This is a genomic window from Kitasatospora sp. NBC_01300 (genome assembly GCF_041435235.1).
Classification (GTDB): domain Bacteria; phylum Actinomycetota; class Actinomycetes; order Streptomycetales; family Streptomycetaceae; genus Kitasatospora.
Map to the genome: position 1 here is coordinate 3933184 of NZ_CP108408.1, position 15264 is coordinate 3948447.

15 protein-coding genes are annotated in these 15264 nt (G+C 71.0%); 9 read left to right on the forward strand and 6 right to left on the reverse strand.

Annotated features, from left to right (window positions below; all coding sequences use genetic code 11):
- Positions 1 to 97 precede the first annotated feature (97 nt).
- The 4 genes from recF to dnaA all read right to left on the reverse strand — a co-directional run bounded on the left by recF (position 98) and on the right by dnaA (position 6334).
- Positions 98 to 1231, reverse strand: coding sequence for a DNA replication/repair protein RecF (gene recF / locus OG556_RS17550; RefSeq protein ID WP_371517866.1), 1134 nt, complete (start codon positions 1229 to 1231; stop codon positions 98 to 100).
- A gap of 37 nt (positions 1232 to 1268) precedes the next feature.
- Complete coding sequence (gene gnd, locus OG556_RS17555; RefSeq protein ID WP_363368219.1) at positions 1269 to 2144, reverse strand: phosphogluconate dehydrogenase (NAD(+)-dependent, decarboxylating); 876 nt, start codon at positions 2142 to 2144, stop codon at positions 1269 to 1271.
- 183 nt (positions 2145 to 2327) lie between these two features.
- The gene (gene dnaN / locus OG556_RS17560) at positions 2328 to 3458 is read right to left on the reverse strand and encodes a DNA polymerase III subunit beta (RefSeq protein ID WP_363579877.1); all 1131 of its coding nucleotides are present in this window, start codon (positions 3456 to 3458) and stop codon (positions 2328 to 2330) included.
- A 962-nt stretch (positions 3459 to 4420) separates the two neighbouring features.
- Positions 4421 to 6334 carry a chromosomal replication initiator protein DnaA gene (gene dnaA, locus OG556_RS17565; RefSeq protein ID WP_371517867.1) on the reverse strand — a complete coding sequence of 638 codons (1914 nt, stop codon included), beginning with the start codon at positions 6332 to 6334 and terminating at the stop codon, positions 4421 to 4423.
- Between the two features lie 471 nt (positions 6335 to 6805).
- On the opposite strand from dnaA, the gene rpmH reads away from it, so the two are divergent.
- The 9 genes from rpmH to OG556_RS17610 all read left to right on the forward strand — a co-directional run bounded on the left by rpmH (position 6806) and on the right by OG556_RS17610 (position 13585).
- Positions 6806 to 6943, forward strand: a complete 138-nt coding sequence (rpmH, locus tag OG556_RS17570; protein WP_030392420.1) for a 50S ribosomal protein L34 — start codon at positions 6806 to 6808, stop codon at positions 6941 to 6943.
- A gap of 18 nt (positions 6944 to 6961) precedes the next feature.
- Complete coding sequence (gene rnpA / locus OG556_RS17575) at positions 6962 to 7390, forward strand: ribonuclease P protein component (protein WP_350876735.1); 429 nt, start codon at positions 6962 to 6964, stop codon at positions 7388 to 7390.
- Entirely contained in the window at positions 7387 to 7758 is a 372-nt protein-coding gene (yidD, locus tag OG556_RS17580) for a membrane protein insertion efficiency factor YidD (protein ID WP_063348465.1), read from the forward strand. The genes rnpA and yidD overlap by 4 nt, the downstream gene beginning before the upstream one ends.
- Complete coding sequence (gene yidC / locus OG556_RS17585) at positions 7755 to 8918, forward strand: membrane protein insertase YidC (RefSeq protein WP_363579875.1); 1164 nt, start codon at positions 7755 to 7757, stop codon at positions 8916 to 8918. The genes yidD and yidC overlap by 4 nt, the downstream gene beginning before the upstream one ends.
- Positions 8919 to 9000: 82 nt before the next feature.
- Entirely contained in the window at positions 9001 to 9531 is a 531-nt protein-coding gene (locus tag OG556_RS17590) for a protein jag (protein WP_371517868.1), read from the forward strand.
- 178 nt (positions 9532 to 9709) lie between these two features.
- Complete coding sequence (rsmG, locus tag OG556_RS17595; RefSeq protein ID WP_371517869.1) at positions 9710 to 10549, forward strand: 16S rRNA (guanine(527)-N(7))-methyltransferase RsmG; 840 nt, start codon at positions 9710 to 9712, stop codon at positions 10547 to 10549.
- Between the two features lie 282 nt (positions 10550 to 10831).
- Complete coding sequence (locus OG556_RS17600; RefSeq protein ID WP_371522739.1) at positions 10832 to 11782, forward strand: ParA family protein; 951 nt, start codon at positions 10832 to 10834, stop codon at positions 11780 to 11782.
- Between the two features lie 14 nt (positions 11783 to 11796).
- Positions 11797 to 12843 (forward strand): ParB/RepB/Spo0J family partition protein, encoded by a 1047-nt coding sequence (locus OG556_RS17605; protein WP_371517870.1) that lies wholly within the window; start codon positions 11797 to 11799, stop codon positions 12841 to 12843.
- Between the two features lie 124 nt (positions 12844 to 12967).
- Entirely contained in the window at positions 12968 to 13585 is a 618-nt protein-coding gene (locus OG556_RS17610; protein ID WP_371522741.1) for a GNAT family N-acetyltransferase, read from the forward strand.
- 75 nt (positions 13586 to 13660) lie between these two features.
- On the opposite strand, the gene trxA is transcribed toward OG556_RS17610, so the two are convergent.
- Positions 13661 to 13987: a thioredoxin gene (gene trxA, locus OG556_RS17615; protein ID WP_371517871.1), complete on the reverse strand. Its 327-nt coding sequence runs from the start codon at positions 13985 to 13987 to the stop codon at positions 13661 to 13663.
- A 143-nt stretch (positions 13988 to 14130) separates the two neighbouring features.
- Positions 14131 to 15099 (reverse strand): thioredoxin-disulfide reductase, encoded by a 969-nt coding sequence (gene trxB, locus OG556_RS17620; RefSeq protein WP_371517872.1) that lies wholly within the window; start codon positions 15097 to 15099, stop codon positions 14131 to 14133.
- Between the last annotated feature and the right edge of the window lie 165 nt (positions 15100 to 15264).

The window sequence follows — 15264 nt, forward strand, 5'->3', positions numbered from 1 at the left end:
CTTTCCCCAGCCTGTGGACAACGGTCGCGGACGCGCGCCGGTGAGCCGTCCAGCCTACGGGAGTGCCCGGACGGCGATTGCGAAGGTGCGGGGGGAGTCAGGCGTCGATCCGGCGGACGGCGCCGTCGGCGACCGCGAACCGGGCGCCGGCCAGCGCCTTCGGCACGTCCTCGGCGACCGCCGCGGTGACCAGCACCTGCTCGCCGCCGGCCACCAGTTCGGCCAGCCGGTCCCGGCGGGCCGCGTCCAACTCGGCGAACACGTCGTCCAGGATCAGCACCGGCTCGCCGCCGTCGGCGCGCAGCAGCTCGTACGAGGCCAGCCGCAGCGCCAGCGCGAACGACCAGGACTCGCCGTGGCTCGCGTAGCCCTTGGCGGGCAGCGGGCCGAGGCTGAGCACCAGCTCGTCGCGGTGCGGGCCGACCAGGGTGATGCCGCGGTCCACCTCCTGCTTGCGGACCGCCTGCAGCGCGTTCAGCAGCTGCTCCTCGGCCTGCTCGCGGCTGGTCGGCAGCCCGCCCTCGAAGGAGCTGCGGTACTCCAGGACGGTGTCGCCGCCGCCCGGGGCCAGTTGCCCGTACGCAGCCGCCACCAACGGCTGGAGGGAAGCCACCAGCTGGATCCGGAACGCCGTCAACTCGGCTCCGGCCCTTGCCAGATGGCCGTCCCAGACCTCCAGGGTGGAGAGGTCGGCGCCCTTGCCGCCACCGGCCCGGCGGGCCATCGCGGCGGTCTTCAGCAGGGCGTTGCGCTGTTTGAGGACCCGCTCGTAGTCCTGCCGGACCCCTGCCAGCCGGGGGGCCCGGGCGGTCAGCAGCTCGTCCAGGAAACGGCGGCGCTCACCCGGGTCGCCCTTGACCAGGCTGAGGTCCTCGGGGGCGAACAGGACGGTCCGCAGCAGGCCCAGCACGTCGCGCGGGCGGACGTTGTCGGAGCGGTTGATCCGGGCCCGGTTGGCCTTGCCCGGGGTCAGCTCCAGCTCGACCAGGGTGGTGCGGCCGCGGTCCACCACCGAGGTGCGGACCACCGCCCGCTCGGCGCCCAACCGGATCAGCGGGGCGTCGGTGGCGACCCGGTGGCTGCCCAGCGTGGCGACGTAGCCGACCGCCTCGACCAGGTTGGTCTTGCCCTGGCCGTTGGGACCGACGAAGGCCGTCACGCCCGGGTCAAGGGGAACCTCGACCCGGGCGTACGACCGGAAGTCGGCGAGCGACAGATGCGCGACGTGCATGGCTGTGGACTGCGCTCGCCTTCTGGGGAGGTGCGGGTTACTTGGACTCGACCGCGTGGCCGCCGAACTGGTTGCGCAGCGCGGCGATCATCTTCATCTGCGGCGAGTCGTCCTGGCGGGAGGCGAAGCGGGCGAACAGCGAGGCGGTGATCGCCGGCAGCGGCACCGCGTGGTCGATCGCGGCCTCGACGGTCCAGCGGCCCTCACCGGAGTCGGCGGCCCAGCCGCGCAGCTTCGCCAGGTGCTCGTCGTCGTCCAGCGCGCGGACGGCCAGGTCCAGCAGCCAGGAGCGGATGACGGTGCCCTCCTGCCAGCTGCGGAAGACCTCGCGCACGTCGGTGACCTCGGGGGCGGCCTCCAGCAGCTCCCAGCCCTCGGCGAAGGCCTGCATCATCGCGTACTCGATGCCGTTGTGGACCATCTTGGCGAAGTGGCCGGCGCCCACGGCACCCGCGTGCACCGAGCCGAAGTCGCCCTCGGGCTTGAGCGAGTCGAACACCGGCTGGACGCGGGCCACGTGCTCGGCGTCGCCGCCGTACATCAGGGCGTAGCCGTTCTCCAGGCCCCAGACGCCGCCGGAGACGCCGCAGTCGACGAAGCCGATGCCCTTGGCGGCCAGCGCCTCGGCGTGCTTGATGTCGTCGGTCCAGCGGGAGTTGCCGCCGTCGACCACCACGTCGCCGGGGGAGAGCAGCTCGGCGAGCTCGTCGACGGTCGCCTGGGTGGCGGCGCCGGCCGGGACCATCACCCAGATCACCCGCGGGCCCTGCAGCTTGGAGACGAGCTCCTGGAGGCTCTCGACGTCGGAGATGTCCGGGTTGCGGTCGTAGCCGATGACGGTGTGGCCGGCGCGGCGGATCCGCTCGCGCATGTTGCCGCCCATCTTGCCGAGACCGATGAGGCCGAGCTCCATGACCAAGTCCTTACCTGTGGTGACGTGCCTGCCGGCGGCGCCGTTGCCGCACGCCCCCGAGCCTACGCGCTGCGGCGGTGGCGGCTCCCTGTGGTCGGGCCGACCGGGGGAGGACGCCCACAGGCTGTGCACAGCCGGTGTGCACAGCCTGTGGGTGACGGCCTCGGGGCAGCGGCCGCGAGGTCAGCCGGAGAGGCGGACCGGCATGATCAGGTACTGGTACGCCTTGTCCTCCTCGGCGTCCACCGAGGCCTTGCCGCTGAGCAGCGCGGGCTTGGTCGGCGTGGTGAAGCTCAGCTGGGCGTAGGCGGAGTCGATGGCCTTGAGGCCCTCCTCCAGGTAGCCCGGGTTGAAGGCGATCGAGATGTCGTCGCCCTCCAGGTCGGCGTCGATCCGCTCGGTGGCCTGGGCGTCGTCGCCCGAGCCCGCCTCCAGGGTCAGCACGCCCTGCTCGAAGCTGAGCCGGACCGGGGTGTTGCGCTCGGCGACCAGCGAGACGCGCTTGAGCGCCTCCAGGAAGGGCTGGGTCTGGATCGCGGCGACGGCGCTGAACTCCGTCGGGAACAGGCTGCGGAACTTGGGGAACTCGCCCTCCAGCAGCCGCGTGGTCGTCCGGCGGCCGGCGCCCTCGAAGCCGATCAGGCCCTCGCCCGCGCCGCCCGAGGAGAGCGCGATCGAGACGTTGTCGCCGCTGCCCAGGGACTTGGCGATGTCCTGCAGCGTCTTGGCGGGCACCAGGGCGACGGCCGAGATGTCCGACTGCTCGGGCTTCCACAGCAGGTCGCGGACCGCGAAGCGGTAGCGGTCGGTGGCGGCCAGGGTGATCCGGTCGCCCTCGATCTCGACCCGGACACCGGTGAGCACCGGGAGGGTGTCGTCGCGGCCGGCGGCCACCGCGGCCTGGCTGACCGCGGAGGCGAACACGTCGCCCGAGACGGTGCCCGTGGCGGTCGGCATCTGGGGCAGCGCCGGGTACTCGTCCACCGGGAGGGTGGGGAGGGTGAAGCGGGAACTGCCGCAGACCACGCTGACCCGCTGGCCGTCGGTGGAGATCTCCACCGGCCGGTTCGGCAGGTTGCGCGAGATGTCGTTCAGCAGCCGACCGGAGACCAGGACGGTGCCCGCCTCCTCGATGTCGGCCTCCAGCTCGACCCGGGCCGAGACCTCGTAGTCGAAGCCGGACAGCGCCAGGCTGCCGTCCTGTGCCGTCAGCAGCAGGCCGGCCAGCACCGGCACCGGCGGCCGTGCCGGGAGGCTGCGGGCAGCCCAGGCCACCGCCTCCGCGAGGACGTCACGCTCCACCCGGAACTTCACCGGTAACCGCCTCCTGGATCGAGCGCTCCCGCTCGCACTCTGGTTCGTCTGATCTTGATCGTCGGTCTGGCTGTCCACCGAGCTGTGCCACTCCGCTTCCAGTCGCCGAGGACAGTCTGACGTACTCCGCCGACAGACGGGGCAGACGGGCGGAAGCAAGCCGAACAGATGTCGGGGCGCGGTTGTCCACAGATTCGGGGCCCACCCACTTTCAAGCGAGTCGATGGGTCTAAATGTGTAGTGGTAGTAGTAGGGCCTGTGGAAACCGTGGATAACCCCGTTTCCCCAGGTCAGACCCACTTTTTTGTCCACAGCGGGTGTGGACGGCGGCTGTGGACGAACACGCGGTGCTGTGGACAGCGGAGCGTTACCCACAGGGCACGCTGGGTATCCACAGGTTATCCCCAGGGCTGTCCCCAGATCCGGGCCCGGTTATCCACGGGCGCCGGTCAACTTTACGTGACGCCTTTCACACCAGGGCATGAACGCCGCCCCACGCTTGTCGAACTGTGGATCATGCTGTGGACAACCTGGGGATAACCGCCCCTCCCCTGGGGACAACCGGTGGACAACCCGGATGGCCCATTGGCGGCCCGTCAATTGTCCACACCCTGTGGATAACGGTTGTGCACAAGTCCACAGGCACCTGACCTGCGCGGAAGAGCGTAGCGGCGACACGCCTGTGGACGAATTCTGGATAACTTCGGACGCCCCGGCCTGTGGACTACGGGGAAGGTACCCGCCCTGTGGACAACTGCCCTGCGCGGCCCCGGTTTTCGAATCACCGGTCAGATGTTCGGCGCGGGCTGTGGACTGGCGCAACGTCCGTCGACGGCATCTCTGCCCAGCCGGCGCCCGAGGCACACCTGCGGACACGAGAAAAGGGCGTCAGGATCGCTCCTGACGCCCTTTCCGGCCACCTCGGCACCGGACCCGGCACGGGCCCGACACCGGCCCTGCGGCTAGCTCTTGATGCGGTTGGTCAGCTCGGTGACCTGGTTGTAGATCGACCGGCGCTCGGCCATCAGCGAGCGGATCTTGCGGTCCGCGTGCATCACCGTGGTGTGGTCGCGGCCGCCGAACTGCGCGCCGATCTTCGGCAGCGAGAGGTCGGTCAGCTCCCGGCAGAGGTACATGGCGATCTGACGGGCCGTCACCAGGACGCGGCTGCGCGAGGATCCGCAGAGGTCGTCCACACCCAGCCCGAAGTACGCGGCGGTCTGCTGCATGATGACCTGCGCGGTGATCTCCGGCCCGGCGTCCTCGTCCCCGCCCGGGATCAGGTCCTTGAGGACGATCCCGGCCAACTCCAGGTCCACCGGCGCCCGGTTGAGGTTGGCGAAGGCGGTGACCCGGATCAGGGCGCCCTCCAACTCCCGGATGTTGCGGGTGATCCGGGACGCGATGAACTCCAACACGTCGGCCGGGGCGTTGAGTTGCTCCTGGATCGCCTTCTTGCGAAGGATCGCGATCCGGGTCTCCAGCTCCGGCGGGGTGACGTCGGTGATCAGGCCCCACTCGAAGCGGTTGCGCAGCCGGTCCTCCAGCGTGGTCAGCAGCTTGGGCGGCCGGTCCGAGGAGAGGACGATCTGCTTGTTCGCGTTGTGCAGGGTGTTGAAGGTGTGGAAGAACTCCTCCTGCGTGGACTCCTTGCTCGCGAGGAACTGGATGTCGTCCACGAGCAGGATGTCCATGTCCCGGTAGCGCCGGCGGAAGGTGTCCGCCTTGCCGTCCCGGATCGAGTTGATGAACTCGTTGGTGAACTCCTCCGAGGACACGTAGCGCACCCGGGTGCCCGGGAAGAGACTGCGCGAGTAGTGCCCGATGGCGTGCAACAGGTGGGTCTTGCCCAGCCCGGACTCGCCGTAGATGAAGAGCGGGTTGTACGCCTTGGCCGGGGCCTCGGCGACCGCCACCGCCGCCGCGTGCGCGAAGCGGTTGCTGGCGCCGATGACGAAGGTGTCGAAGAGGTACTTGGGGTTCAGCCGGGCGGCCGGCTCGTCCTTGCGGGAGCCGCCGGCCGGCGGGGCGCCGGGCGGGGCGGGCACGCCGGGGACGGCCGGGCGCTCGGTGGCGCGTTCCGGCGCGTTCTTGTCCGCGGGACGGCCGCCGGCCGGGCGTGCGCCGAGGGCGCGGCGGCCGGCACCGGCGCGGGGCTGCTCGTTCGGGCCGGGGCCGTAGGCGCCGCCGAACAGGTCGCCCTGGGTGGTCGAGGGCGGGCCGGGCATTGGGCGCGGCGCCGGCCGGGACGGCTCGTCGGCCTCGCGGTAGCCGGGGGGCTGCTCCTGGTAGCCGCCACCCTGCTCGGGGTAGCCGCCCTGCTCCTGGTACCCGTTCTGGTCGGGGTAGCCGCCGCCCTGCTCCGGGTAGCCGCCTTGTTCCTGGTACCCGCCCTGCTCGGGGTAGCCGGGCCAGGTCGGGCCGGCCGCCGGGCCGCCGTACGGCGCGGGGCGCTGCTCGTAGCCGCCGGTGTCGTAGCGGGGCCGGTCGTAGTCCTGCTCGTACGGCTGCTGGTAGTCCTGGCCGCCGTAGCCGCCGGCATCCTCCCCGGTCGGGCCGGGGTACGGCTCGGCCGGGGCCTGGGCGGCGGGCGCGGGGGTGGTCGGGACGGCGTTGGCGTCGACCATCACGGCGATCCGCACCGGACGGCTGAGCTCGCGGCTGAGGGCCTCGGTGAGCTGCGGCAGCAGCCGGCCCTCCAGCACCTGCTTGGCCCGCTCGTTGGGGGTCGCCAGCAGGGCGGTGTCGTGCATCATCCACATCGGCTGGGTGCGCTGCACCCACTGCTTGTCCATCTCCCCGACGTCCGGGTCGCTGACCAGCCGCTCGACGACTCTCGCCCAGACCGGGACGAGGTCGCTGTTGACATCAGCCACTGGTGCACGCTTTCTCGGTTCCCCGCGGCTCCAGCAGGGGGTGGTGGATCAGGAGACTGTGGATCGGCGGGTCCGTCTCCGGCGGACCGACCCCACGAGGAAGAACACGAAGAACAAACCAGACAAGTCCTGCAACGGTAGTCAGCGAACAGAGCCGGATCAAGTCGTTGTCCACAGGCTGTGGGCGAAGGGGGCTCCGGGTGCCCTCCGGGGGTCCGCTCGAAAAAGCTGGTTTGACCCTCGTGCCCCGTCCCGCGTACCGTAACCAGGTCGAGTTGTCGATGGCCGCTGCCGCATGTCCGCGGGTCCACCCGCTCCATAAGGCGCGCAGCACGGGCGCCGTGGATTGCCCTGAACCCCAGCCGAACTGGGGCGATGGGCCGGATTTCCGAATCAGGGGAGATCACGCGGACGCACGGTGACGGCCAAGCGATCCCCCGTCATCCTACGATTCACCTCAGGAGCCCCCGAGTGAGCAAGCGCACCTTCCAGCCGAACAACCGTCGTCGCGCGAAGACCCACGGCTTCCGGCTGCGTATGCGTACCCGCGCCGGCCGCGCCATCCTGGCTGCCCGCCGTGGCAAGGGCCGCACCAGCCTGTCCGCCTGATCCACGACAGAGTCTGTTGTGCTGCCCTCCGAGAATCGGCTGCGGCGGCGCCAGGACTTCGCGACCGCGGTGAAACGCGGTCGCCGGGCCGGCCGGCCCCTTCTGGTCGTCCATCTCAGCAGAGAAGGCGACCCCAAGGGGCAGACCGACCGGACCAGCGACTCCCGCCCGCACGTCGCCGAGGGGACTCCTTCGGCGCGTGCGGGTTTCGTCGTGAGCAAGGCCGTCGGCCCGGCGGTCGTTCGCAACCTGGTCAAGCGCCGGTTGCGGCACCTCGTTCGTGATCGTCTTTCCAGGCTGCCCGCCGGTAGCCTGATAGTGGTGCGTGCGCTGCCCCAGGCCGCGACCGCCTCGTACCAGGACCTCGAACGTGACCTGGACGCGGCGCTGAAACGGTTGCTGAAGGTGGAGTCCGCCACGACGGCGCCGACGGGAGCAGGACGATGAAGTTCCTGCTGATGGGTCTGATCAGGGTCTACCAGTGGACCATCAGCCCACTGCTCGGTCCGGTCTGCCGTTACTACCCCTCCTGTTCGCACTACGGCTACGAGGCCGTGAAGGTGCACGGGGCGGTCAAGGGCGGCGGACTGACCGTGTGGCGCATCCTGCGCTGCAATCCGTGGACGCCCGGCGGGGTCGATCACGTTCCGCCGCGTAAGCATCCGGTGTGGCACCGGCGGCTGCGAGACTGGCTGAGCAGCCGGTCCGCCACCGGACAGCCGGTGACCACGACCCCCGCCGGTCCGGACCCCGAGGGCCCGGCGACCATTGGCCCCGAGGGGCCAATCCACATGTCCAAGGAGCCTGACCGGTGACCTTCTCCTTCCTGAATCCCCTGTACACAGCGGTGTCCTGGATCATCGTCCAGTTCCACTCGCTGTACAGCAACATCTTCGACCCGGACGGTGGCTGGGCCTGGGGTCTGGCCATCGCCTCGATGGTGGTCGTCATCCGGATCTGCCTGATCCCGCTCTTCGTGAAGCAGATCAAGGCGACCCGGGCCATGCAGGCGATCCAGCCGAAGATGAAGGCCATCCAGGAGCGCTACAAGAACGACAAGCAGCGCCAGTCCGAAGAGATGATGAAGCTGTACAAGGAGGCGGGGACCAACCCGTTCTCCAGCTGCCTTCCCATCATCGTGCAGGCGCCGTTCTTCACCGCCCTCTACGGCGTGCTCGCCAAGGTCGCCAAGAGCGAGCCGATCGGCGTCATCCACGGCGACCTGCTGCTGAGCGCCGGCAAGGCGCACATCTTCGGTGCCCCGCTGTCCGCGACCTTCGTCAGCAGCCACGAGACCAGCGTCAAGATCGTCACCGCGGTGATGATCATCATGATGTCGCTGTCGCAGTTCATCACCCAGCGCCAGCTGATGACCAAGAACGTCGACCTCACGGTCAAGACGCCGTTCATGCAGCAGCAGAAGATGCTGATGTACGTCTTCCCGGTGATGTTCGCCGTGATGGGCATCAACTTCCCCGTCGGTGTCCTGGTCTACTGGCTGACCACCAACGTCTGGTCGATGGGCCAGCAGCTGATCGTCATCCACAACAACCCGACCCCGGGCAGCAAGGCGTGGGACGAGCGGCAGGTCCGTCTGAAGAAGGCCGGCCGGCTGAACCCGGACGGTTCGGAGATCAAGGGCGCGCTCTGGGGCCTGCTGCCCCCGTCCAAGTCGACCCTCGACGCCGCCTCGGCGGCGGCCGCCGTGGTCGAGGAGTCGGCGCAGGCGCGCCGCCAGCAGCCCCGCAAGCAGACCAAGGCGCAGCGCCAGCAGAGCGGTGCCGGTCAGCAGACCGCCGACCTGACCAAGGACACCGAGGCTCCGGCCGAGGAGCCCGCCGACACCGTCCCGGCCGACTCCGGTGCCAAGCCGGCGGCCGCCCAGCAGGGCCCGGCCAAGCCCGGCGCGGCCAAGCCGGGCACCGCTCGGCAGCAGCCCAAGCGTGGCGGCCAGCGGCCGAAGAAGAAGTCCTGACCGGCCCTGGACCCGTTGTGACAGCGCGCAGAGCTTCGTTCCCGGCCCACCAATCTGGGCCCATCTCCGAAGGAGTCCATCAGTGACGGAAGGCACCACCTCCGCCGTCGAGGCCGAGGCCGCCGCCAGCACCGACGAGAACGTCATCGCCCGACTGGAGCAGGAGGGCGACATCGCGGCGGACTACCTGGAGGGTCTGCTCGACATCGCCGACCTCGACGGTGACATCGACATGGACGTCGAGGGCGACCGCGCTCTGGTCTCCATCGTCGGTGAGGGCAACGACCGCGCGCTGCAGCGCCTGGTCGGCCAGGACGGCGAGGTGCTGGAGGCGCTGCAGGAGCTGACCCGGTTGGCTGTCCACCGGGAGACCGGGGAGCGCAGCCGCCTCATGCTGGACATTGCCGGCTTCCGGGCCCGCAAGCGCTCCGAGCTGGCCGCGCTCGGTGCCGAGGCCGCCGAGCAGGCGAAGAGCAGCGGCGAGCAGGTCAAGCTGCGGCCGATGACGCCCTTCGAGCGCAAGGTCGTCCACGACGCGGTCGCGGCCGCCGGTCTGCGCAGCGAGTCGGAGGGCGAGGAGCCCGAGCGGTGCGTGGTCGTGCTGCCGGCCTGAGGTCGGCAGCACGACGACCGGTCGCCTCGGCGGCCGGTGGGCTTCACCGGACGCGACCCCGTCCGCCTCGTGCGGGCGGGGTCGTCGTCCCTTCGCGGGGCGTGGGCCCGGCGCGAGATGTTTCACGTGAAACTGTGCGGAGAGCGGGTCGGTGGATCCGGGGATCGGAGAGGTCGAGATGGACACGGAGAACGCGGCCGCTGGCCAGCCGGGGGCGGACGACGTGAATCCGGCCGCTGCGGGGCCGGCCGTCGAGGCGGTCGAGGCGACCGAGGTGCCCGAGCTGGCCGAGGCCCCGGCCGTCGCCCGGGAGGTCTTCGGTGATCGTTTCGACGCCGCGGTCCGCTACACCGAGCTGCTGGCCACCGCGGGCGTGCGGCGCGGGCTGATCGGGCCGCGCGAGGTGCCCCGGCTCTGGGACCGGCACGTCCTCAACTGCGCGGTGCTCGCCGAGCTGCTGCCGGCCGGCTCCACCCTGTGCGACGTCGGCTCCGGCGCCGGCCTGCCGGGCATCCCGGTGGCGCTGGCCCGTCCGGACGTCTCGGTGACGCTGCTGGAGCCGCTGCTGCGGCGGACCACCTTCCTGGAGGAGGTCGTCCGGGAGCTGGGGCTGGAGAACGTCACGGTGCTGCGCGGCCGCGCCGAGGAGATGGTCGGCAAGCTCGCGGTGGACGTCGTGACCGCCCGGGCGGTGGCGCCGCTGGACCGGCTGGCCGGCTGGGGGATGCCGTTGCTCCGTCCGCACGGGCAGATGCTGGCGCTGAAGGGCGACAGCGCCGAGCAGGAGCTGGCCGACTCGCGGGCCGGGCTGACCAAGCTGGGCGCGGTCGAGTGGAGCGTGATCTCGGTCGGCGAGGGCACCCTGGAGACCTCGACCCGGGTGGTCCAGGTCAAGGCGGGGGAGAGCCCCGGCGGGGTGAAGGCTGCGACCCGGCGGGCGAAGGCGGCCCGGGCCGGGCGGAACGCGGGCGTCCGGACCGGCGAGCGCAGCCGGGGCGGGCGGCGCCGCACCCGCTGAGGCGGGTGACGCCGGACACGCTCGACAACGGGCGGGTGGTTCCTCCTGAGGGGGAGCCGCCCGCCCGTCGTCGTTCCGGTGGCCGTCGGGGTGACGGCCGGTCGACGGGAGGACACCGGAGTGTCGCAACGTCAGATTTCCGACATAGCGGGCATGGTGTTTCACGTGAAACGTCGCTCCTTGCTCTCGGGAATCCTCGGCCGCAGCCGGGCGGCGACTGTTGCCGCTCCGGTTTCACGTGAAACACTGACCCTCATGCAGGACTCGGAGACCATCGACCAGATCGATGACACGCCCATCGCGAGGGCTGCCCAGGCTGCGGTTCAGGCGATCGGCCGAGCGGGTGAGGGTCTTCCCCGCCCAGGCGCCACCCGGGTGATCGTGGTCGCCAACCAGAAGGGCGGGGTCGGCAAGACCACCACCACCGTCAACCTGGCCGCCTCGCTCGCCATGCACGGACTGCGCGTCCTGGTCGTCGACCTCGACCCGCAGGGCAACGCCTCCACCGCCCTCGGCATCGACCACCACGCCGATGTGCCCTCCGTCTACGACGTCCTGGTCGAGGGCAAGCCGCTCGCCGACGTGGTGCAGCCGGTGGTGGACGTCGAGGGGCTGTTCTGCGTCCCCGCGACCATCGACCTGGCCGGCGCCGAGATCGAGCTGGTGTCGCTGGTGGCCCGGGAGAGCCGGCTCCAGCGCGCCATCGCCGCCTACGAGCAGCCGCTGGACTACGTCCTGATCGACTGTCCGCCCTCGCTGGGCCTGCTGACGGTCAACGCCCTGGTGGCCGGGCGGGAGGTGCTGATCCCGATCCAGTGCGAGTACTACGCGCTGGAGGGCCTGGGCCAGCTGCTGCGCAACGTCGAGCTGGTGCGCGCGCACCTCAACCCCGCGCTGCACGTCTCGACCATCCTGCTCACCATGTACGACGCCCGGACCAGGCTGGCCGCCCAGGTCGCCGAGGAGGTCCGGACGCACTTCCCGCAGGAGGTGCTGAGCACCGCGATCCCGCGCTCGGTGCGCATCTCGGAGGCGCCCAGCTACGGTCAGACGGTCCTCACCTACGACCCGGGCTCGACCGGGGCGCTCTCCTACCTGGAGGCCGCCCGCGAGCTCGGGCTGCGCGCGGTGGGGGCGGGCGGCGGCCCGCTCCTGGGGCAGCAGCGGCACGGCAGCGGTACGGGGCACGGAGCCCCGGTGGCACAGCACGGTACGACGGAGGGTCATCGGTGAGTGGTCGCAGGGGTTTGGGACGAGGACTGGAGGCGCTGATCCGCCCCGCCGTGCCGGTGGACGGCGGGGCCTCGCCCGCGCCGGCACCGGCCCCGGTGGGGGCGGCCGACGCGACGTCGCCGACCTCGGTACCGACGCTGCCGACCGGCCGCGGCACGGTGGCGGCCCGGGTGGCCGCGGAGAAGCGGGCCGAGCAGGCGCAGCCGGCGCCGGTGGCCGGCGCCTTCTTCGCGGAGCTGCCGCTGGACGCGATCACGTCCAACCCGCGTCAGCCGCGTGAGGTCTTCGACGACGACAAGCTGGCCGAGCTGGTCGTCTCGATCAAGGAGGTCGGTCTGCTCCAGCCGATCGTGGTGCGCCAGGTCGCGCCCGAGCGCTTCGAGCTGATCATGGGCGAGCGCCGCTGGCGCGCCTCCAAGGAGGCCGGGCTGCAGCAGATCCCGGCGATCGTCCGCGCCACCGAGGACGACAAGCTGCTGCTGGACGCCCTGCTGGAGAACCTGCACCGGGCCGAGCTGAACCCGCTGGAGGAGGCGGCCGCCTACGACCAGCTGCTGCGGGACTTCTCCTGCACCCACGACGAGCTGGCCGACCGGATCGGCCGCTCGCGTTCGCACGTCTCCAACACGCTGCGGCTGCTGAAGCTCTCGCCCACCGTGCAGAGCCGGGTCGCCGCCGGCGTGCTGACCGCCGGCCACGCCCGGGCGCTGCTCGGGGTGCCGGACGACGAGCGGCGGGAGCTGCTGGCCAAGCGGATCGTCGCGGAGGGCCTCTCGGTGCGGACCACCGAGGAGATCGTCGCGCTGATGGCCGAGGAGGAGGACCGGAAGCCGAAGCGCCAGGCGCCGAAGGCGGGCAAGCTGATCTCCCCGGCCTTCAACGATCTGGCGAGCCGGCTGTCGGACCGCTTCGACACCCGGGTCAAGGTCGAGGTGTCGCAGCGCGGCGGCAAGCTGGGCAAGGGCAAGGTGGTGCTGGAGTTCGGTTCGGTGGAGGACCTGAACCGGATCCTGGACAGCCTGGCCCCGGGCGAGGACGGTCTGCGGCTGTCGCAGGGCTGAGCCGGGCCGGGGACGACACCCGATGGGTGCATGTTCCGCGTGAGCACTGTTTCACGTGAAACATGCACCCATCGGCGTTTGTGGGGGCATGCTCGACCGTGAAGTGGAGGAGGAGGTGCGGGGCATGGGACGCCGGATCGCTCCGCTGACCCTGGACAACCTCGCCGATCTGCCGACGACCTGCCGCTCCTGCGTGTTCTGGGAGCTGGACCCGGTCAGCGGGAAGGCGGCGGTGGAGTCCGGGAAGCCGGAGCTGGAGAAGGAGGGGTGGATCTCCGCGGTGCTGCTGGAGTGGGGGTCCTGCGGTCGGATCGTCTACGTGGACGACCAGCCGGCCGGCTTCGTGCTGTACGCGCCGCCCGCCTACGTCCCCCGGTCGCAGTCCTTCCCGACCAGTCCGGTCTCGCCGGACGCCGTCCAGCTGATGGTCAGCCGGGTGGTTCCGGGCTACCAGCGGCAGGGGCTCGGCCGGGTGCTGGTGCAGACCGTGGCCAAGGACCTGCTCGGGCGCGGGGTGCGGGCGATCGAGGCCTTCGGCTCGGCCGGTTCTGAGCCGGTCAGCTGCGTGCTGCCGGCCGACCACCTGCTCGCGGTCGGCTTCAAGACCGTCCGCTCGCACCACCGCTACCCGCGACTGCGGTTGGAGGCGCGCACCACGCTGTCCTGGCGGGGCGATGTGGAGGTGGCGCTGGAGCGGCTGCTCGGCGGGGCGCGCAAGGAGCCGGCGCTGCGGCCGTTCTGAGGTGGCTGGGAACGACGACGGCGGGGCTCCCTGGTGTGGGGAGCCCCGCCGCCGTACGGTCGACGACCGGTCGACCTAGATGAAGCCGTCCAGCTCGCGCAGCAGTGCGGCCTTCGGACGGGCACCGGTGATGGACTTCACCGGCTCGCCGCCCTTGTAGAGGATCAGGGTCGGGATCGAGATCACGTTGTACTCGGCCGCGGTCGCCTGGTTGGCGTCCACGTCCAGCTTGGCGATGGTCAGCTTGTCGCCGTGCTCGGCCGCGATCTCCTCCAGGATCGGGGCGACCTGGCGGCACGGGCCGCACCAGGTGGCCCAGAAGTCGACCAGCACGGGCTTGTCGCTGTCCAGGACGTCGGCCTTGAACGTCGCGTCGGTGACGGTGGTGGTGGCGCCGGCCACGGGAACTCCTCGGGTTCGGACGGAGGGGGCTGCTGCCAGGGTGAACAACGGGTGGGCCCGTTCTGTTTCGCCCTGGCCGGGGCGGGGGTGTTTCACGTGAAACGGGTGTCACACCCCCGCCGGGGGTCGGTCGGTGGAGGAGGTCAGACCGCCACGGCGGCGGTGGCCTTGGCCTCCAGGTCGTCCAGGGCGGCGAGGTGGCGCTCGGCGTCCAGCGCGGCGGAGCAGCCGGTGCCGGAGGCGGTGATGGCCTGGCGGTAGGTGTGGTCCACGACGTCGCCGGCGCCGAACACGCCCGGGATGTTGGTCCGGGTCGAGGGCGCCTCGACCTTGAGGTAGCCCTCCGCGTCGAGGTCCAGCTGGCCCTTGAACAGGTCGGTGCGCGGGTCGTGGCCGATCGCGATGAACAGGCCGGTGACGGCCAGCTCGCGGGTCTCGCCGGTGGTGGTGTCGCGCAGGGTGACGCCGGTCAGCTTCGGGTCGCCGTGGATGGCCTCGACCGCGCTGTCCCACTCGAAGCGGATCTTCTCGTCGGCGAAGGCACGCTCCTGCATCGCCTTGGAGGCGCGCAGGCTGTCCCGGCGGTGGATGATCGTGACGCTCTTGGCGAAGCGGGAGAGGAAGGTCGCCTCCTCCAGGGCGGTGTCGCCGCCGCCGACCACGGCGATGTCCTGGTCGCGGAAGAAGAAGCCGTCGCAGGTGGCGCACCAGGAGACACCGCGACCGGAGAGCTTGTCCTCGTTCGGCAGGCCCAGCTTGCGGTGCTGGGAGCCGGTGGTGACGATCACGGCGCGCGCCTTGTGCACGTTGCCCTCGGAGTCGGTGACGGTCTTGATGTCACCCGTGAGGTCGACCGAGACGATGTCGTCCGGGATCAGCTCGGCGCCGAAGCGCTCGGCCTGCGCCCGCATGTTGTCCATCAGCTCGGGGCCCATGATGCCGTCCCGGAAGCCCGGGAAGTTCTCGACCTCGGTGGTGTTCATCAGGGCGCCGCCGGCGGTGACGGCCCCCTCGAACACCAGCGGCTTGAGGGAGGCCCGTGCCGTGTAGAGCGCGGCCGTGTAGCCGGCCGGGCCGGAACCGATGATGATCACGTTACGGACGTCGCTCACTGCATCTCCTGGTTCGCATCGCGACCCGCGCTAGGTGCGGGGAGGGCGGTTCTGCTCCGCCGCCCGGGACAACGACTGACCAGTGTCTCGCATTCCCAGGCGGATCAGTACCAGGCGGCCGCACTGTGGGAGCGGCGCGGCGCCCTGCTCGTCGATCGCATGGGA

Excerpts from the sequence above, each read along its gene's own strand:
- recF (WP_371517866.1), bottom strand. The coding sequence starts at position 1,231 with ATGCACGTCGCGCATCTGTCGCTCGCCGACTTCCGGTCGTACGCCCGG.
- gnd (WP_363368219.1), bottom strand. The coding sequence starts at position 2,144 with ATGGAGCTCGGCCTCATCGGTCTCGGCAAGATGGGCGGCAACATGCGC.
- yidD (WP_063348465.1), top strand. The coding sequence starts at position 7,387 with ATGAAGTTCCTGCTGATGGGTCTGATCAGGGTCTACCAGTGGACCATC.
- rsmG (WP_371517869.1), top strand. The coding sequence starts at position 9,710 with ATGGACACGGAGAACGCGGCCGCTGGCCAGCCGGGGGCGGACGACGTG.
- OG556_RS17610 (WP_371522741.1), top strand. The coding sequence starts at position 12,968 with ATGGGACGCCGGATCGCTCCGCTGACCCTGGACAACCTCGCCGATCTG.